The organism is Lacipirellula sp. (assembly GCF_965279485.1).
Classification (GTDB): Bacteria; Planctomycetota; Planctomycetia; order Pirellulales; family Lacipirellulaceae; genus Lacipirellula.
In genome coordinates this window covers 780,041-798,978 of the sequence record NZ_CBDIIC010000001.1, presented here as the reverse complement: position 1 = coordinate 798,978, position 18,938 = coordinate 780,041, and the positions used below count along the sequence as shown (strand labels likewise).

17 protein-coding genes are annotated in these 18,938 nt (G+C 63.6%); 12 read left to right on the top strand and 5 right to left on the bottom strand.

The window, feature by feature from the left end; all coding sequences use genetic code 11:
* Nucleotides 1–127: 127 nt before the first annotated feature.
* On the top strand, nucleotides 128–490 hold the full coding sequence (locus ACQY7R_RS03425; RefSeq protein WP_428304200.1) for a hypothetical protein: 363 nt from the start codon (nucleotides 128–130) through the stop codon (nucleotides 488–490).
* Here the strand turns inward: ACQY7R_RS03425 and ACQY7R_RS03420 are convergent.
* The 5 genes from ACQY7R_RS03420 to ACQY7R_RS03400 form a co-directional block, all read right to left on the bottom strand.
* Nucleotides 487–1,017, bottom strand: coding sequence for an AAA family ATPase (locus ACQY7R_RS03420; protein WP_428304199.1), 531 nt, complete (start codon nucleotides 1,015–1,017; stop codon nucleotides 487–489). The genes ACQY7R_RS03425 and ACQY7R_RS03420 overlap by 4 nt on opposite strands.
* Before the next feature lie 469 nt (nucleotides 1,018–1,486).
* Entirely contained in the window at nucleotides 1,487–2,470 is a 984-nt protein-coding gene (locus ACQY7R_RS03415; protein WP_428304198.1) for an ABC transporter substrate-binding protein, read from the bottom strand.
* Nucleotides 2,471–2,526: 56 nt separating this feature from the next.
* Nucleotides 2,527–3,318 carry an ABC transporter permease gene (locus ACQY7R_RS03410; RefSeq protein WP_428304197.1) on the bottom strand — a complete coding sequence of 264 codons (792 nt, stop codon included), beginning with the start codon at nucleotides 3,316–3,318 and terminating at the stop codon, nucleotides 2,527–2,529.
* A complete protein-coding gene (locus tag ACQY7R_RS03405) occupies nucleotides 3,315–4,133 on the bottom strand; it encodes an ABC transporter ATP-binding protein (protein ID WP_428304196.1) in 819 nt (272 codons plus the stop codon). The genes ACQY7R_RS03410 and ACQY7R_RS03405 overlap by 4 nt, the downstream gene beginning before the upstream one ends.
* 71 nt (nucleotides 4,134–4,204) lie before the next feature.
* Nucleotides 4,205–5,071: a GGDEF domain-containing protein gene (locus ACQY7R_RS03400; RefSeq protein ID WP_428304195.1), complete on the bottom strand. Its 867-nt coding sequence runs from the start codon at nucleotides 5,069–5,071 to the stop codon at nucleotides 4,205–4,207.
* A gap of 546 nt (nucleotides 5,072–5,617) precedes the next feature.
* Here ACQY7R_RS03400 and ACQY7R_RS03395 point away from each other — a divergent pair.
* The 11 genes from ACQY7R_RS03395 to ACQY7R_RS03345 all read left to right on the top strand — a co-directional run bounded on the left by ACQY7R_RS03395 (nucleotide 5,618) and on the right by ACQY7R_RS03345 (nucleotide 18,934).
* Nucleotides 5,618–6,730 (top strand): sugar transferase, encoded by a 1,113-nt coding sequence (locus tag ACQY7R_RS03395; protein ID WP_428304194.1) that lies wholly within the window; start codon nucleotides 5,618–5,620, stop codon nucleotides 6,728–6,730.
* 24 nt (nucleotides 6,731–6,754) lie between these two features.
* The gene (locus ACQY7R_RS03390) at nucleotides 6,755–8,089 is read left to right on the top strand and encodes a glycosyltransferase family 4 protein (protein ID WP_428304193.1); all 1,335 of its coding nucleotides are present in this window, start codon (nucleotides 6,755–6,757) and stop codon (nucleotides 8,087–8,089) included.
* Complete coding sequence (locus ACQY7R_RS03385; RefSeq protein ID WP_428304192.1) at nucleotides 8,086–9,660, top strand: GumC family protein; 1,575 nt, start codon at nucleotides 8,086–8,088, stop codon at nucleotides 9,658–9,660. Before ACQY7R_RS03390 ends, ACQY7R_RS03385 begins: the two co-directional genes overlap by 4 nt.
* A gap of 54 nt (nucleotides 9,661–9,714) precedes the next feature.
* A complete protein-coding gene (locus ACQY7R_RS03380) occupies nucleotides 9,715–11,142 on the top strand; it encodes an O-antigen ligase family protein (protein ID WP_428304191.1) in 1,428 nt (475 codons plus the stop codon).
* 40 nt (nucleotides 11,143–11,182) lie between these two features.
* Entirely contained in the window at nucleotides 11,183–12,073 is an 891-nt protein-coding gene (locus ACQY7R_RS03375) for a glycosyltransferase family 2 protein (protein WP_428304190.1), read from the top strand.
* An 87-nt stretch (nucleotides 12,074–12,160) separates the two neighbouring features.
* Nucleotides 12,161–13,504 carry a lipopolysaccharide biosynthesis protein gene (locus tag ACQY7R_RS03370; protein WP_428304189.1) on the top strand — a complete coding sequence of 448 codons (1,344 nt, stop codon included), beginning with the start codon at nucleotides 12,161–12,163 and terminating at the stop codon, nucleotides 13,502–13,504.
* Nucleotides 13,501–14,781 carry a glycosyltransferase gene (locus tag ACQY7R_RS03365; RefSeq protein ID WP_428304188.1) on the top strand — a complete coding sequence of 427 codons (1,281 nt, stop codon included), beginning with the start codon at nucleotides 13,501–13,503 and terminating at the stop codon, nucleotides 14,779–14,781. Before ACQY7R_RS03370 ends, ACQY7R_RS03365 begins: the two co-directional genes overlap by 4 nt.
* Nucleotides 14,782–14,840: 59 nt before the next feature.
* Complete coding sequence (locus tag ACQY7R_RS03360) at nucleotides 14,841–15,920, top strand: NAD-dependent epimerase/dehydratase family protein (RefSeq protein ID WP_428304187.1); 1,080 nt, start codon at nucleotides 14,841–14,843, stop codon at nucleotides 15,918–15,920.
* On the top strand, nucleotides 15,917–16,723 hold the full coding sequence (locus ACQY7R_RS03355; RefSeq protein WP_428304186.1) for a WecB/TagA/CpsF family glycosyltransferase: 807 nt from the start codon (nucleotides 15,917–15,919) through the stop codon (nucleotides 16,721–16,723). The genes ACQY7R_RS03360 and ACQY7R_RS03355 overlap by 4 nt, the downstream gene beginning before the upstream one ends.
* A gap of 46 nt (nucleotides 16,724–16,769) precedes the next feature.
* Complete coding sequence (locus ACQY7R_RS03350; RefSeq protein WP_428304185.1) at nucleotides 16,770–17,639, top strand: glycosyltransferase family 2 protein; 870 nt, start codon at nucleotides 16,770–16,772, stop codon at nucleotides 17,637–17,639.
* Between the two features lie 59 nt (nucleotides 17,640–17,698).
* Nucleotides 17,699–18,934, top strand: a complete 1,236-nt coding sequence (locus ACQY7R_RS03345) for a DegT/DnrJ/EryC1/StrS family aminotransferase (RefSeq protein ID WP_428304184.1) — start codon at nucleotides 17,699–17,701, stop codon at nucleotides 18,932–18,934.
* Nucleotides 18,935–18,938: the final 4 nt, after the last annotated feature.

The following is an 18,938-nucleotide window of genomic DNA, read 5'->3' as shown; positions in this document are numbered from 1 at the left end:
AGGCAGGGCGGATATCCCAGTTTTCGCTCAGGCGGCAATTGGGGCTACCCGGTTCATTGCATGTGGATATCATGCAGAGTGGGTCGGCCATGAGATTACAGTTGTCCCAGTCCGGAATACACGCTCGATGCATGGATTGTCCACCAGCGATTTAATTCACCTTCAGCAGCTCTGCGGACAAGTCGTTACGCAGGTCGGCGTTGGAGAATATCAGATTTACTTCGCAACCCATCCCGCAACCAATCTTGGTATTTGCGTTGAAGGGAGGTGCGAACTCATGGACGCGACCAATAGAATCGTCGACGTTTGGGATCGTGGGCAGCGATCGGCTGATTTTCGATTCTTTGATCTCCTCGGCGACACGATTGAAGTTGTAACAATTGATTCTGAAAAATCGTTCACTGCCAAGTTTGATTCGGGCGTTTGTTTGAGGGTTGTTGACGACAGCGATCAGTACGAGTCGTTTTCGGTCGGCGGACTCTGTGTTTAGGGAATAAACTCCCTCAACTCCCGCATCGAGCGAATGACGATCACGCGCAAATGCGCGTATTCCGGAGTTGAGAATAGCGCCGCGTACTCCCGTCGCCGTTCGCGATACGTCCGCAGTACCCACCACGGGATCCAGTACGAGTGCAGGAACCCTAGCAGCGGTTCGCGGTTGCCGTTGAAGAGTTGTTCGCGAGTGACAAGCCGCCAGAAGGTGCGGCGGACGGCCCGAGACCAGAGCGTGCGCAGCGGCAGGTCGAGCCAGATCGCCGCCGTCGCTCGCTGCAATACGAGCGCTCGCGTCGCGGCGTAGTTGCCGTCGACGATCCACCGCTCGCCAGAAGTCGCTCGGTCGACGCTGTCGGCAAACTCTTCCGCGGGCCGCGCCGTCCAGTTCGGGCCCCAGAACAACTCGTCGAGATTGACGTGCGGCGCGCCGGTCCGCTCGCTCAGTTCCCGCGCGAGCGTCGACTTCCCGGCGCAACTCGTGCCGACGATCGCGATCCGTTTGAGCGAGTCGTCCAATGTCACGTCCTTGTTTCACGCCTCGCGCCAGACAGCATGTCAAGCTGGCAGATTCGGCCAGCTCCACAAATCGGATGGACGCGAGGATAATGAACGACGCTCAGAGTTCCAACGCGACCGTTAGAAAGCTGGAGGCGTCGCGAGTTCATCAAAGCCACCGGCTCCGCCGGTGGACGAAGTGCGAGTTGGCCCTGTCCTAGCTGCGTCCACCGGCGGAGCCGGTGGCTTGGATTGTCATTCGGCATTGCCGCGGACCGGCTTAGTGTCGCCTAAAACACGACAACACGACACATGCGACACGACATCACACGACCCGATGCGACATCAAGCGACATGAACTTGCACCGCCGCCGTGCATCGCAACCATCAACCCAGCAGCAACTTACTCCACACGACCGCGACGCAACCGCAAATCAAAGACTTTAGATGTCGCCTAAAACAGCAAAAGCGACACAGACGACAGATGCGACACGACTCACTCGACGCCGACCCCTTTATTCACAAACTCCGTCGTCACGGCCCGCGCCGGATCGATTGTCGTTTTCTCATACATCCCCGCCGCCACCATCTTGGCGTAAAACGATTTCACTCGCTCCGCGTCGATCGCCCCAATCCCTTGCTTGCGGGCGTCGCCGCCGCGCAGCAGCTCCAGCTCGCCCATCTTCCGTCGCGAGAACTTGATGAGGTCGTCGCTCATCGACGGGTTGTCCTTCTTAATGAGCGCGTCCGCCGCGTCGGTATCTTCGGCGTCGAGATAGGTGTTCCAGCCGACGATCGAAGCGTCGACGAATCGCTGGACGAGGTCGGGGTTCTTCGCGATGAGATCGTCGCGCGTTTCGAGCACCGTCGAGTAGCTGTTCCAACCATGGTCGGCCAGCAAGAAGACCCGCGGCTCCTTACCGCCGGCCAGCCGAATTCTTTCAGGCTCGGCGGTCGCAAACCCTTGCATCGCCATCTGCTTGTCGTTCAAAAATGGCGCGAGGCTGTGGTTGTAGGGCCGCAAGTTCGCCCGCGGAAATCCATAGGCGTCGTGCATCCACAAGAAAAACGTCTGCCGGCCCGAGTTGCCCATCAGCAGCGGCGCTTGCTTCAGATCGTCCCACGTCTTCCACGGCCCGTCGGCGTGCGCGAGCATGCACTGCGGATCTTTCTGAAAGAACGCCGCGACCACCCGCGTCGGAATCTGCTGCTTCAGCGCGTCGAACGGCTGAATGAGATTCGTCCCAATGAGAAAGTCGACTTTCCCGAATGCGAGCAGCGGCCGGTTATTGATCAACGGCCCGCCCGGCTTGATTGTCACCTCGAGTCCATGCCGGGCGTACGTGCCGTCGGCGAGCGCTTGGTAGAACCCGCCCAGCTCCGGCTGCGCCAGCCAATTGGTGGCAAGCGTCACTTTGTCGGCAGCATGAGAGCAAGCTGCGACGTTCAGCAGAAAGATAAAGAGAAATGCACGCCGCATGTAAATGACTCCAGCTGTTTTCTCTTACCCACCGATCACGGATCACCGCTCCCCGATCACCCACCCCCCACCGCACTCGCATGCCACCGCCGCAGCAGCAACCAACTCACCCACTCCATCGCAAAGAAGGTGACAATTCCCGTGAGCGAAATGAGCGCGAGGGCCGCGAACATCAGCGGCGTGTTGGTATTGAGTTGACTCGTAAAGATCGTCGACGCCAACCCCGGATTCTCGACTTGCGATCCGATGACGAACTCCGCCACCACGGCGCCGACCAGGGCGAGGTTCGCCGAAACTTTGAGGCCCGCCAGGAAGTAAGGGAGAGCCGACGGCGCGAGCAACAACCGCAACCGTTGCCAAGGAGACGCGCCGTAGAGCGCGAACAAATCGCGCAAGCCGCTGTCGGCGCTTCGCAAGCCGACGGTCGTATTCGCCAAGATCGGAAAGAACGCGACGATCCACGCGCACACCAGTTGCGTCAACCAGATCCGCTCCCAACCGACCCAAATGACGATGAACGGCGCCACCGCGACGAGCGGCGTCACTTGCAAGATCACCGCGTAGGGGTAGAGGCTCGTTTCGATGAGACGCGACGAAGCAAACAGCGCGGCCGCCGTGACGCCGAGCACGACCGCCGCGGCGAGCGCGACGAGCATCGTCTTCAGCGTCACCCACCACGCCGGCGCGAGCTGCGACCACTCGGCGGCAATCGTTGAGGCCACGGCGCTCGGCGCCGGCAGCAGGTACGCCGGCACTTGCGCATACCGCACCCATGCCTCCCAAGCGCCAAGCAACAAGACGCCCAGCAGCACCGGCGCGCCGATGCGAAACGCGAGCCGATCGCTCATGCCGACCTCCCCGCGCTCGCGCCGCCGACCATCGCTCGCTCGAGCGCCTGCGATGCCTGCCGGCAGAGCTCGTTGTAGCGCACGCTCGTGCGCAGCTCGGCCGATCGTTCTTCCGGCAGGTCGACGACGATCTCTTCGACGATGCGGCCCGGCCGCGACGACATCACCAGCACGCGATTCGAGAGGTAAACCGATTCAAACACGCTATGGGTAATGAACAAGGCGCCCCACCGCCGTTGCCGCCAGAGGTGGTGAAGGTCGTCGTTGAGGCGAAAGCGAGTGATCTCGTCGAGCGCGGCAAACGGTTCGTCGAGCAAGAGGAGCTGCGGCTCGGTGACAAGCGCTCGCGCGACCGAGGCCCGCATCTTCATGCCCCCCGACAGTTCGCGAGGATACGCCTGTTCGAACCCTTGGAGCCCAACGAGCTTGATCGCTTCCTCCACCCGCGACTTCGCCGCCGCCCGGCCAACGCCGCGCAACCGCAGAGGTAAATAAATGTTGTTCCAGACTGAACTCCACGGTAGCAGCGTCGGCTCTTGGAAGACGCAACCGACGGGATGCGCCCAACTGACGCGGCAATCGCGCCCGGCGGTCAGCTGCGGCGCGGCGTCCCACGCGCGGGTCACGCGGCCGGTCGTCGGGGCAGTGAGGTCGGCAATCAACCGCAGCGCTGTGCTCTTGCCGCAACCAGATGGGCCGAGCAGGCTGACGAACTCACCTCGACGGATCGAGAGACTAGCTCCCGCGAGCGCGACGGCGCCGTTGGAAAACGTCTTCCCGACGTCGGCGAGTTCAACCAAAGGCGCGGCATCCATGGCGGGCAGTGGCGGAGTGACGGTAGAGATAGGTGCAGCAGGGCAGGGGAGCGATCGCCGCTTAACTTACCCTATTTCGGCCGAGGATGCTGCGGCGCTTCTGCCTTCTGCGCGTACATATCGGCATCGGCGGCGGCGATCAGCCCTGCCGGTTCGTTCCCATCGCGTTCACTCAGGGCCGCGCCGATGGTGACCGAGAGTTGCACCGCAACGCCTCCGACCTCGATCGGCGCGAGCGTCGCCTTGCGTAACCGCTCGACGATCGGCGCCGCTTCGCCACGGGTGCGAATGCCGCTGAGCAGCAGGACGAACTCATCGCCGCCGTATCGCGTGAGCAGGTCGCCTTCGCGGATCGCAGCGGACCAACGCTCGGCGAGCGTGCTGAGCACCTCGTCGCCTACCGCATGGCCATGCTGGTCGTTCACTTGCTTGAACTCGTCGAGATCGAGGAACAGCACCGCAAACGGCGCGACCGCGCCATTGCCGCCGCGCCGTCGCGCGGCGATCCAAGGTTCGACCGCGTCGCGATCAGCAAGCCCCGTGAGCGGATCGCAACGCCCGAGTTCGCCGGTTGCCGAAGGACGGACGATCGCTAGCAGCAGCGGCCCATCGGCGCCTTCCAAGCGGCGGAGTTCGACCTCAAAGGGCGGCTCTTCGTCCACCTTACCGGCGAGCGTTGCTACGATCCGATTGGCCGACTGTTGGGAGAGCAACTCCTCCAAAATCAGCTCTGCCCGCGGCTCTCCCACCAAGTCCCGCAGCGAAGCGACTCCTCGCGGGCCGTCTGGGCAAACCGTGGCCGCCCACGACGCCGCCGTGGGATCGGCCGCCACCAGCCGGCCCAAGCTGTCGAAAACGTAAGTCCCCCCGGCCGCCCCCACGCCGTCTGCCGGGGGCTGCTCTGGTGCATCGGCGATGTTTGCAACTCGTTTCAGCATGGGAGATTGCGGCTGGCGGAAGGAGCGGAGATAAAGCCCAGGTCCGATCGTAACGGCCCATCGCGGCTCCCCGCAGGCCCTGGATGCGGGAAAAGTCCCCGCTTTTCGTTCGACTCGTTAACTTCCCTCATTATAATCGACACCGTGCGTGTTGCCCCCGCGGCAGCACGTGGCGAGGTTCCGGAGCGATGCGCGTCCGGAGCAGAGTGAGTCGCCGACGCCGCACACGTCACATTGAGCATGGATACCCGCCCGCACGCGCACGCCCGCCCCATCGATGAACGCTTGGTTCGTAGTCGCGTCATGAACCTCGCGATAATGCATCGCTTTTTTGGTTAGTAATAGGCGATTTCGAGGAAAGTCTGCGCTCTGCTTGTTAGCGCCGCAGGCGATCGTCGAGGCCGCCGTCAGGATGGCAGCGTCTCCTCCAGGGTCGAGGGAGGAGCCGTTCAGTTTGGTTCCGCGCGCTCACGTCGCGTGGCGTCCGACTGTCAGGATGATTCTGCAACTTTGAATTAGCACCGCAGCAGGATAGTCGACACCAAGATGCCACAGGACACCGCTGTGCGCCGGCTCCATGCCCGCGTGCTTGCTCGGCGAAGCGCGCCCGCGCCGAGCTTCCTACTTAATGACGAAGAGTTCCGCTTCGCCGCGGATTGCGAGCGGATGCGCGTCGACCGGAATGGTTCGGTCTTGTCGTTGCTGCTTATTCGCCTGCCGCGCGGGCATGCGGCGACGACCGACGTGACGTTCATGGCCCGCTTGCTCGAGGGGCGGCTTCGCCTCACGGATACGCCGGGCGAACTGAGCGACGGCCGCATCGCGGTCCTATTGCCCGATACGCCGAGCGAAGGCGCCTGGAAAGTCGCCACCGACCTCAGCGAAGTCTACCCGCCCGGCCCCACGCGGCCCGAGTGCGACGTCCTCGTCTACCCGCCCCACCGCAAGCTTGGCGATGATGACTCCGAACTGGAGGAAGAAGCCAGCGAAGCGGCGACCGAGCTCGCCAGCGAAGGCGAAGCAGTCGAGCCGACCGACAGCGAATTCTTCTTCGCGAAGAGCACGCCCCCGTGGAAGCGGGCGATCGACGTCCTCGGCGCCATCGTCGGGCTGACGCTGGCCAGCCCGGTGATCCTCACCGCGGCGGCAGCGATCAAAGCGACCTCGCCGGGCCCCGCCTTCTTCGTGCAGAAGCGCGAAGGCCTTGGCGGACAGTCCTTCCAGATGTGGAAGCTGCGCACGATGCACCAGGGCGCCGACGATCTCAAGGAGCAACTTCTTGAGCTAAGCCAGCAAGATGGCCCGGCGTTCAAGATGCGCAAGGATCCCCGCACCACACGGCTTGGCCGGCTGCTGCGGTGGACCAGCATCGACGAACTGCCGCAATTCTGGAACGTCCTCCGCGGCGAGATGTCGCTCGTCGGGCCGCGGCCGCTCCCCGTGGCTGAATCGCAGGCCTGTGAGACATGGCATCGCCGCCGGTTGTCGGTGAACCCTGGCATGACCTGCACTTGGCAAGTCTCGGGTCGCGGCGCCGTGAGCTTCGACGAGTGGGTCCGGATGGATCTTCAGTACGCCCGCAATCGGAGCGTGTGGCAGGACGTCAAGTTGATTGTCACGACGCTCCCCGCGCTGTTGTTTCATCGCGGCATGCGGTAACGAATTGCTCTCTCCTCTTCACTCATGCGTATGACTCCTTCGACTCCAGAATTGGCGCCGCGGCGGAGGCTGTTGATCACGGCCTACCACTACGACCGCCTGTATTCGATGGAATCTCGCCTCTCGTGGCAGCGGGCCGAGCAGGCTGCGCTCGAGTACGACGTCACCATGTTGTGCGCCAGGGCGCCGATGGATTGGGATGGCCGCAAGTCGGAAGCTTCCGCCTCGTCGCGTGGCGTGCGATTGGAACTCCTACCGCTTAACTGGCTTGAACGGCGGTTGATGCGGACGCCGGGGATGTACTATATCGGCTACCGGATGTGGCATCGTCGCGCTCTGCGGCGCGCGCAAGGCCTCCACCGCGAGCAACGCTTCGCCTTGGTTCACCATGTGAGCTTCTGCGGATACCGCGAACCAAGCGAAATGTGGCGGCTCGATGCACCGTTCGTTTGGGGTCCGGTGGGCGGTACGCAACCGCTGCCTAGTGCGTTCCTCGGCGAACTCTCGACGCTCGACGCCCTTCGTGAGCGGATTCGCGCGGCGGTCGACGCCATTCAAATTCGCTTTGATCGCCGGGTGCGGCGGGCCGCTCAACATGCCAAGTGCTTGCTGGCCGCAAATCAAGCGGTTGCCGCAGACTTGGCGCGGGCGCTCCAAGTAAAACCGATCGTGCAGTTGGAAACCGGCGTGGAACCGATAGCGGGCGCCCAGCCGCGCAGCGCCGACGGCGCTCAGCCGTTACGCATTCTGTGGTCGGGCCGACTGCAGGCTTGGAAGGGATTGTCGCTGCTGCTGAAAGGTTTGGCGGCGCTTCCCGCCGATGTCCGCTACGAAGTCCGCATCATGGGGCAGGGTCCTTGCGAGGCGCGTTGGCGGCAGCTGGCGGAGCAACTCGGCGTCGCGGCGAACATCCAATGGATTGGCTGGCCCGACTACGACGGCCAGCTTCCCCACTACCAGTGGGCCGACGTCTTCGCCTTCACGAGCCTCCGCGATACCTCGGGCACGGGATTGCTCGAAGCGCTCGCGGCCGGCGCCGTGATTGTCGGGCTCGATCACCAAGGCGCCGCCGACGTGATGACCGGCAACTGTGCGATTCCGGTCGTCGCCGATTCGCCGACGACGGCGATCGAAGGCTTCCGCTGGGCGATTGCGCGGTTGGCGAACGATCGCCAACTGCTCGCCGAACTTAGTGCCCACGCCATCGAGCGGGCCCGCGAGTTTACGTGGGAACGCCAGTGGAACGTGACTCAAGAAATTTACACCCAGGCCCAGCGGCGAACCGCTGCGACGGCAACCGAGGCGGCCATTCCCGAACCGCTTGTTCGTGAACTTCAGTTAGTCGAGACCTTTTCATGATGAACCACTCTTCCGACCGCACCGCGACCAACTTCTTTGGCCCGATGGAACTGCTCCGCACGTTCTATCGCCACAAGAAGAAAGCGATTTTCTGTGTCGCCTCGATTTTAGCGTTGGCCACGCTCGTGCTGCTCTACGCGCCGCGGACCTACCGTTCGGAAGCGAGGCTCTTCCTGCAAGTGGGGCGCGAAAGCGTGCGGCTCGATCCGACGGCGACGACCGGCAAGACGATCGCCCTGCAGCAAAGTGGCCGCGACAACGAAATCGCCACGGCGATCGAAGTGATGAAGAGCCGGGCGATCGTCGAAAAGGCGGTCGACCAGCTGACGCCTGAAGTGGTTCTCGGCTGGGGCGGCGGCGGCGGCGACGGCAAAAGCGAGCCGAACCAGGTGGCCGACACCGTGATGGCCCCGTTGCACTATGTGATCGGCGCTATCAAGAGCATCGACCCGATCTCGCCGCGGGAGGAAGCGATCATCCAGATCATGCGGAATCTGGAAGTTGAAGCCGAGTTCGACTCGACGGTGATCGTGCTCACCTACGACGCCGAAACGCCTCAACTGGCCCAGCAGGTGATGACGTCGGTGGTCGATGCCTTCCGCACCGAGCATGTGCGGCTCCACCGCACGAGCGGCTCGAAGCCCTTCTTTGAAGAACAACGGGCGTCCCTGGAAACCTCGCTCAAGCAATCGGAAGAGAAGCTCCGCGACGCCAAGAATAAGATGGGGGTCGCGTCGATCGACGCCCGACGTTCGACGCTCGAACAGCATTTGAGCACGATCGAATTGCGGCGGAACTCGGCGATTCAGCAGATCGCGGCGGCTGAAGCTCGCATCAAGTCACTCCAAGCGCATACCGACTCGATGCCCGAGCGGCTTCACACGTCGACCCGTAAGATGCCGAACACCGGCACCGACGCTCTGCGGTCGCAACTCTATACGGTGCAGGTGAAGCTGCTCGACCTGGAATCGAAATACAGCGCCGATCACCCGCTCGTCACGTCGGCCCGCGCTCAGATGAAAGAGGCGGAAGAGATGCTCAAGGGCGAGGTCGCCGAACGCGAAGAGACGGTCGACAGCCTCAACGAGAACCATCGCACGCTGACGCTCGATCTGGCCCAAGCGGAGAGCCAACTCGCTGGCCTCGAGGCTGAGATGACCGAGCTCAATTCTCAGCGCGAGCAAGCCGTCGGCGATCTCAAGCAACTGAACGAGTTCGAGGTCGAACTCGATCAGCTGGAGCGCGATCGCACGCTCGCGAAGACCAACTTCTTCCTCTACGCCGAAGCGCTGGAGCAGACGCGGATGGATGAAGCGCTCGACGCCCAGTCGATTTCGAACGTCAACCAGGCCCAGGCGCCGACGCTGTCGGAGAAGCCGGTCAGCCCGTCGAAGCTGATGGTCGGGGCGCTGTCGCTGATGTTCGCCGCCACCGGAACGACCGCGCTGGTGTTGGGCTGCGAGAAGCTCCGGACCGACAAGGTGCAGCGGCAGCAGGGCGAATCGCCGGCGGCTCAGGTCAACGGGGTTCGCACCGAACGGCACGAGTACGTTCCCGCCAACCCTCGTTAGTCCGTAACATTTTCCCCCACAGAGACCTAAGGCTCGCAGGCCGATAGGCAGTTGATGACACCAGACTGGCACTACCCATCGTCGACGCGGCCTGCCGCGTGGAACGCCCGCTTAGCGGCGGCGGCGACGATCGTGCTGTCGTTTTGGGTCGTCGGCCACTCGTTGACGCAAAGCCGGACGCTCTTCCAAGAGAGCACGCTCGATGCGAATCGCGTCGAGAACCGCTTCGCGGCGCAACAGCGCGGGACGACGACCAGTTCCGCGGTCGGCTTCTTCCTGCTCGGCGGGATGGGGCTCGCGTGCTGGGCGACTTCGTCATCGGCGGGGATCAACTGGCGCCACCCACTGATGCTCTTCTGTGCAGCGTACGTCGGCTGGTGCGTCTTGAGCCTCGCGTGGTCAGTCGATTCGGCTCAAACCGTTCGCAAGCTTGCGATCCTGGCGTTGATGCTCATTGGCGCCTACGGCGCGGCGACGCGGTTCGATTTCGACGACCTGCTCGCAATCACCATGCTCGCGCTCGGCGGGCTAGTGGGCGTCGGCTTGCTGGCGGAGCTTGCCCTCGGCATGTTCCGGCCATGGCGAAGCGATTACCGCTTTTGCGGCACGTGCCATCCGAACGATCAAGCCGTGCAATGTGCGCTACTCGCGCTTGCCGCAGCCGGGGCGACGTGGCTGAAGCGAGATCACGTTTGGCTGCGCCGGCTGATCATCGCTGGCGGATTGGTCGGCCTCGCGCTGACGAAGTCGCGGACGACGCTGCTCGCGCTGATTGTGGCCGCGGCGATTGCCGCCGTGCTGAGCGCGAAGGGACTGCACCGCTGGCTGGTACTCTGCGGGGGTATCGCGCTCCTCTGCCTAGCGGGCATCGCCTCGAACTTCATTTCGGTGTCGGATATCGACCGCTCGATGGACGTTGCCTCGATGGGCCGACGCGAAAATGTGAGCTCGCTCACCGGACGGTTGCCGCTATGGAACGAACTTTGGAAGTCGGCGGTCAAGGAACCTGTCGTCGGCCATGGATACGGCGGGTTCTGGGGCGAGCGGAACGTGCTGAAGTACTCGGCGATTTTCGCGTGGCATATTCCGCACGCTCACAACGGCTATCTCGACTTGATGTTGGCCATCGGCGTCATCGGCGCCGTGCTGTACGTCGCGTGGGTGGTCGCGACGGCGGCGGTGGCGGCGTGGCGGTTTGAACGCTCCGGCTGGGCGGCGGAACTGGCGGTCGTCTGCTTACTGGCGTTCTCGCTGATCCACGCAGTGACGGAATCGAAGTTCCCCGGCGCCGGCATCGGCGCTTACTTCGTGCTGATGATGATGGCCGCGGTCGCGATTCGTCGGCCGGTGGTAAGCGGTGCACTCGGCGCCCTGCAATCGAGCCATTCATTCGGCAACGACGGAGCGCACCATGCGTGGCCGCTGGGGATGAACCCTGCGTCCATCATTAGCGCCCATCGCGGCGATCAACTTAGCAACTAGCAAAAGAGCTCGAAGCGTGTCAGAGATTTCCACTTTGCCGATGGCCGCTGTCGCAACGCAAGACGTTGCCGTGCTGCTCACGTGCTTCAACCGTCGCGAGACGACGCTCCGCTGCTTGCGAGCGCTCTACCAGCAAGAGTTGCCGCCCGGCGTGGCGTTGCGCGTCGTGCTCACCGATGACGGCAGCTCTGACGGCACTGGCGATGCGGTGCGCAGCGAGTTCCCGGCAGTGACGGTGCTGCGAGGCGACGGCAACCAATACTGGGTCGGCGGCACGATGATGGCCTGGGAAGCAGCGCGGCCCGCGGCGTTCTACCTCTGGTTGAACGACGACGTGAAGCTGCGTCCCGGCGCCATTCGCAAGTTGATCGAGGTGCAAGCCGCGTCTGGCGACCCGGCGACGATCGCCGTCGGCGCCACGTGCGACCCCGACGAAGGGAAGACCTGCACGGGCGGCATGGAGCGTCGCGGTTGGTACGACGTCCGCGTCATGGAACCGACCGACCAGCCGCAAATGTGCGACAGCATCAACGGCAACATCGTGCTCATTCCGCGCGTCGCCGAAGAGCGGATCGGCGCCCTCGACATGGCCTACACCCACTTCTTCGCCGACGGCGACTACGGCATCCGCGCTCGCCAGCATGGCATTCCGGTACTGCTCGCGCCGGGGCATCTCGGCGAGTGCAAGTTGAACCCGATCGCCAATTCGTCGTTCGACGCCAAGCTGCCGCTGCGGCAACGCTGGCGGCGGATGCTCGGCCCGAAGGGGTACCGTCCGCCACGGCAGTGGTGGGCGTTCGTGCGGACCCACGCGCCGCGGCCGAAGACGGCGTACTGGTTGGCGCCTTACGTGTTGTTTGGTTTGGAGAGCATTACCGGCGGCCGGATGCGGCTGCGGCGGAATGTTCGCCGGCCGATGAAGGTGACCTAGCCCGCGGCCTCGCATTGGCCGCGTCGTGGCGAGCCGCTGGCGTCAGCAACTTGCCTTTCCGCTTTGAAAGAACTTGTTACCGACTTGATGAGACTTCCTCGCTTCAATCTCGCAACCGCTTCGCTCGCCGGCACGGCGATCGTCGAGCGTGCGCTGTTGGGAGCGACGACGTTTGCGGTAACGATTCTGCTCGGGCGTTGCGGCGGGCCGGCTGAGTTGGGCCTGTTTAGCATTTTCTTCCCGCTGCTTTTCATCGCGATCGCGGTGCAGGAGTCGCTGATCACGGCGCCCTATACCGTCTATTCGGCGAACCATACCGACGCGCAAGCGCGCCGCGGTTATCTCGGCGGCGTGTTGACGCACACGTTGCTGCTGAGCTTCGTCACGACGGGGGCGTTTGCGGTCGGCGCCGCGGCGATGTTCGCGATTGGCAAGTCGCAATTTGCGTGGGTGTCGGCGGCGCTCGGCGTGGCGGCGCCCTTTATTTTGCTGCGGGAGTTCGCCCGTCGTGTCGTCTACGCGGAACTGAATCCCATGGCGGCGGTCGCGATCAGCGGCAGCGTGAGCTTGCTCCAACTCGCGATGATGGCCGCCCTTCACTGGAACGGCAATCTGAACGCGGCGTCGTGCTTCGCCGCGATGGGAGCCTCAAGCGCCATCGTCGGCGGGTTCTGGTTCGTGATGAACCGGCGGCTGATCCAGTTCCGCAACGCACCCGCCGCGGCTGCCTTTCGGCAGAACTGGAGCCTTGGCAGCTGGAGCGTTGCGACGCAAATCGGCGAAATTGTACGGACGCAGATGTTCCCGTGGTTGCTGGCGATCGTGGCAAACGATGCGACCGCGGGGCTGTTTGGCGCCTGTGCGATCGTCGCCGCGCTGCCAACGCCCCTGCATGTGGCGCTCAGCAACATTCTACTGCCGCAGTTTGCACGCGAGTTGAAGGAGCGTGGCCCCGCCGGAGCCGATGGGCTCATGTGGCAAGCGACCGGCTGGCTGAGCGGCGTGATGGCCGTTTACTTTGCGATCATCGTGGCGACGAGCGCGTGGATTGTGCCAGCGATCTACGGCGCCGATTACCAGGGGACGCAGCACGCCCTGATCGTGCTCACGCTGGCGCAAGTCTTCGCCGGGGCGTCGCTGCCGGCGGCGCGGGCGTTGTTCGTGCTCCATCGGCCCGAGCAGGTGTTTTACGCCCATCTCGTGGGGATTGTGATCAATCTCACGCTTGGCGTGGCGTTCGTCCACTCGTGGGGCATCACCGGCGCGGCGTATGCAACGCTGGCGGGCGCGGTCTTCAAGGCCTGTCTCGGCCTGTGGTGGTACCTCGTCGAGGCGCGGCGCCAGTTGAAAGAGCAAGGCATGGGCGAATTACGGCCGCATGCGTTCGGCGGCATCGGCGTCACGGAAGCCGCGTTGGAGGAGACCGCATGAGAGTCCTCCTCTGCCACAGTTACTACACGCAACGCGGCGGCGAAGATCGCTCGTTCGAGGAAGAACGCGAGTTGCTGCAGGCCAACGGCCACGAAGTGATCGAATATGTCCGCCGCAACGAGGAACTCGTTGGCCGTGGCAAGCTCGCCGCCGCGACGACGACGCTATGGAATCGGCAAGCGGGGCGTGAGGTTGCGGAACTGATTGAGCGCCATCGGCCCGACGTGCTGCACGCGACGAACACCTTTCCGCTGATCTCGCCTTCGGTCTGCGACGTCGCTCATCGCGCCGGCGTCGCCGTAGTGCAAGCGCTGCGGAACTATCGGCTGCTCTGTGCAAACTCGTACCTGATGCGCGACGGCCAGCCGTGCGAGGCATGCATCGGTAAGGCCGTTCCGTTGCCGGCGATTCAGCACCGCTGCTATCGCGATAGCGCCGCGGCAAGCACCGTCGTGGCAGCGATGCAGGTGTACCACCGCACGGTTGGCGTCTGGCGTAATCGGGTCGATGCGTTCTTTACGCTGACGCACTTCGCGCGGCAGAAGTTCGTCGACGCCGGACTGCCGGCCGATCGCGTCCATGTGAAGTACAACTCGGTGTCGCCCGACCCTGGCGTTGGCGAAGGCAGCGGCGGGTATGCCGTGTTCGTCGGCCGGCTGTCGCCGGAGAAGGGCGTCTCAACTGTTCTCGCCGCTTGGCAAGCGAATCGAGAGTTACCTCCGCTGGTGATTGTCGGCGACGGCCCGCTGCGTGCCGCCGTTGAAGCGGCCGCTAGCCGCGATGCTCGCATCACCGTTCGCGGCGAGCTCTCGAATGCCGAGGCCCAACGCGTCATCGGCGACGCGAGCCTGCTAGTGATGCCGTCGCTCTGGTACGAAACGTTCGGCCGCACGATCGCCGAGGCCTACGCCACCGGGACGCCAGTCGTGGCCTCGCGGCTCGGAGCGATGGCTGAACTCGTTGAAGAAGGAGTCGCTGGCTCGTTGTTCAAGCCAGGCGATGCGGCCGACCTTGCTCAGCGGGTTGCCGAAATCACGATGCGGCCTGCCGACGAACAGCAAGCGATGCGTGGCCGCGCGCGGCAGGCGTACGAAAAGCAGTTTACCCCCGCGCACAACTACCGCCGTTTGCTCGAAATCTACGAAATCGCCCTGACCAGTGCTCGTGCGCGTTGCGGGGCGCCGTCGCACGCCGCCAGAGCCCCGCAACCGACTGAGTTGAGTGAAATGAAGGCCCAGGCCGTCGAACCGCTGAAACATCCAATGGCCGTTGGATAACCGTACGAAGTAAGTCTCACTGACACCGCACCGTTTGAATTGCACCTGAAGACACCGCTATGAGCATCGCCATTGTTACCGGCTCGGCCGGCCTGATCGGCTCGGAAGCCGCCCGTTATTTTGCTGAGAAAGGCATGGAAGTCGTCGGCGTCGACAACGACATGCGACGCCGCTTCTTCGGCGACGAAGCCTCGACGCTCTGGAACCGCGATCGGCTGCAAGCTGACCTTGGCCAGCGCTACGAGCACGCGTCGCTCGACATCCGCGACGATGACGCGATTGAGGCCCTCTTCGCTCGCTATGGCAGCGCGATCGAGCTGGTGATCCACACCGCCGCGCAGCCGTCGCACGATTGGGCCGCCCGCGAACCGAAGACCGACTTCTCGGTGAACGCCAACGGCACGCTGAATCTGCTTGAAGCGGTGCGAAACAACTGCCCCGACGCGACGTTCATCTTCACCTCGACGAACAAAGTCTACGGCGACGCCCCGAATCGCTTGCCGCTCATCGAACAGGCGACCCGCTGGGAGATCGATCCGACGCACCAGTACGCCGACGGCATCGGCGAAGATTTTTCGATCGACCAGTCGATGCACAGCCTCTTCGGCGCTTCGAAAGTCGCGGCCGACATGCTCGTGCAAGAGTATGGCCGCTACTTCGGCATGAAGACGGTCTGCTTCCGCGGCGGCTGCCTCACCGGTCCGAGCCATTCCGGCACGCAGCTCCACGGCTTCCTTGCCTACCTGATGAAGTGCATTGTCACCAGCCGGCCCTACACGGTGTTCGGCTACGGCGGCAAGCAAGTGCGAGACAACATCCACAGCCTCGACCTCATCCGGGCGTTCGAAGCGTTCCACGCGAACCCCCGCAGCGGCGCCGTCTACAACATTGGCGGCGGCCGCGAGAGCAACTGCTCGATGCTCGAAGCAATCGGCCTCTGCGAACAAATCTCCGGCCGCGAAGCGCAGTGGACCTACGCCGAAGAAAACCGCGCCGGCGATCACCAGTGGTGGATCAGCGGGCTGCAGCGGTTCAAGGCCGACTACCCCGGCTGGCGGTTGGAGTACGACGTCGCCGAGATCTTGCAGGAAATCTACGACGCCAACGTCGAACGTTGGACGGAGGCGGCCGTCGCATGATCGATCGCGGGAAGCACAACTTACTTGGCGTGGGGATCGACGCCGTCGATTACGACGGCGCGGTGAACCGGATCATCACGGCGGCGCGCGAGCGGCGGCCGCTGGCGGTGTCGGCGCTCGCCGTGCATGGCGTGATGACCGGCGTCCTCGACGCGGAACATCGCTATCGCCTCAACAAGCTCGACCTCGTCTGTCCCGACGGCCAACCGGTGCGGTGGGGACTCAACCTGCTCCATCGCGCGGGGCTTAACGAGCGAGTCTATGGCCCGAGGTTGATGCTCGAAGTCTGCGGCGCCGCGGCCGAGGCAGAACTGCCGATCTTTCTGTTCGGCGGCGACGAGACGCTGCTCAACACGCTGTCGCAGAGTTTGCTAGAACGCCACCCGGCGCTACAGATTGCCGGCATGCGTTCGTCAAAATTCCGTAAGCTCGACGCCGCCGAGTGGGACGAATTGATGAGCGAAGTCCGCGACAGCGGCGCCCGCATCTTGTTCGTCGGTCTCGGCTGTCCGCGGCAGGAGGTGTTTGCGTTCGAGGCGCGCGAAGCGGTCTCAATGCCGACGCTCGCCGTCGGCGCGGCATTCAACTTTCACAGCGGCTTGTTGCCGCAGGCCCCGCCGCTCATGCAGCGGTGGGGGCTCGAGTGGCTCTTCCGCCTCGTGCAAGAACCGCGTCGTTTGTGGCGGCGCTACGTGCTGCTCAATCCAGCGTATGTCACGCTGCTCGTCGCCCAGAAGCTCGGGCTGCGGCGGTTCGATCGCGAGTCGCTCGAACCGCCCGAGAACAGCGTCCTTTACGGCTAACCGTTAACCCCGGCGACCGCACTCGCCCACGAAGTTTCTAGATGCAATGCAGTCACTACCCAACCAGCATGCGAGTTCGACGCCAACGCCTGTGAGCGTCGTCGTGCCGATGTTCAACGAGCGCGAGTGCGTGGCGAGCCTCATGGCGTCGCTCGCCGGCGTCGAAGCGCAGTTGGGTGATCGCTATACGTTCGAATTCGTCCTGGTCGACGACGGTAGCCGAGACGAGACAGTCGCGCTGTTAAACGCTACGATTGTCGGCCGATCGAATTACCGGCTCGTCGAGCATGGCGTCAATCGCGGCATCGGCGCCGCGATCGGCACCGGCATCGCTGCGGCGTCGCACGAGGTGGTCGTCTCGATGGATTGCGATGGTTCATACGATCCGCTCCTCATGGGCGAGTTGCTGCCGCTGCTCGCGGAGGGAGTCTCTCTCGTCACCGCCTCGCCATACCACCGGGCCGGCGGAGTCGAGAACGTGCCGCTGTGGCGGCTGCGGCTCTCGCGGCTGGCCTCGCAGCTATACGGCCTAGCCTGCCGCCACAAGCTTTCGTGCTACACGAGTTGCTTCCGCGTCTACCGCCGCTCGGCCGTCGTCGACCTGCAGCTGGAAAACCCTGGCTTCGTCGGCGTGGCCGAATTGCTCTGCCAAGTGCTGCAGCAAGGCGGCGTCGTCGTCGAGCATCCCGCCATGCTGCGGTCGCGCGTCGCCGGGCATTCGAAAATGCGGGTCGTCCGCGCGTCGCTCGGCCACCTCCGCCTGATTGGAAAGGTCGTCGCGGCCCGCTTAGGTTCGGTCGAGAACGCCGCGACGGACGCTGCAGAGAATGCAGAGCAAACGCTTCATCAACTCCGACCAGCCGAAACATCCGCAAATCACACCACTGAAGAAACTCCAGCCGTTCAGCTTGCCTGACGGCTTCCTGTTCCATTTGCATCTCTGATTCACCTCTTTTGACACCAGGAACCAGATTCGTGGCCACTGACCTGAAAGCTCCTCTCGAAAAGATCCAACTCCCCTCCGATCAAGACGCGACCGGTCGCGAGCTCGGCGACGACGAAATGGTCGCGCTGGCCGAAGCGATCGAAAGCGGCACGCTTACGAGCACCAAGGGCAAGTTCGTCAAGCGGCTCGAGGAAGAGTTCGCCGCCTACATGGGCGTCGAATCGGCGTACGCCTGCTCGCACGGCACCGCGGCGCTCCACACGGCGCTCGCCGCGATCGATCCCGAGCCGGGCGACGAAGTGATCACCACCGCGATTACCGACATGGGCGCACTCACGCCGATCCTCTACCAATCGGCGATCCCCGTCTTTGCCGACGTCGATCCGCTCACCTACAACCTCACCGCCGAAACGATCGAGAAGGCGATCAGCCCGAAGACGAAGGCGATCATGGTCACGCACCTCTTCGGCAACCCGGCGCGGATGGGCGAGATCATGGAACTCGCTCGCAGCCGCAACATTCCGGTGATCGAAGACTGTGCCCAAGCCTTTGGGGCCGAGCTCGACGGCGTCAAAGTCGGCGCTTGGGGCGACATCGGCTGCTTCAGCCTGCAACAAGGCAAGCACATCACCACTGGCGAGGGCGGCATCGTTACCTCGAACGATCCCGACCTGGCCCGGCGCATGTACCTGTTCATCAACAAGGCGTGGGGCTACGGCGATGCGAAGCCGGATCACTACTTCCTGGCCATGAACTACCGCATGAATGAGCTGACCGGCGCCGTCGCGGTCGCTCAGCTGCAAAAGCTCGGCGACTTCGTCGAGCGTCGCACGCGGATGGCGTCGATGCTTACCGCTGGTTTGTCGGATCTTCCCGGCATCAGCACGCCGGCGGTCGATTCGAATGCGAAGCACACCTATTGGAAGTACTGCCTCCGCATCGAAGGCGACAAGTTCGAAGGGGGTATCGACGGTCTGGCGAAGGGGCTCCGCGAGCGCGACATTCTTTGCGCGCCGCGGTATATCCAGAAGCCGGCGTTCGAATGCCAGGTGATCCGCGACCAGCGGACGTTTGGCAACAGCCGCTTTCCGTTCACGCTGGCTCGGCCCGAAGCGGTCGACTACAGCCGCGACAAGTTCCCGGGCACGTACGAGGCGCTCGCTTCGGTCCTGGTCTTGCCGCTGAACGAGAAGTACACCGATCAGCACGTCTCTTACGTCATCGACTCGATTCGCGACGCCGCGACTCAACTCTTCAAGGGCTAACATC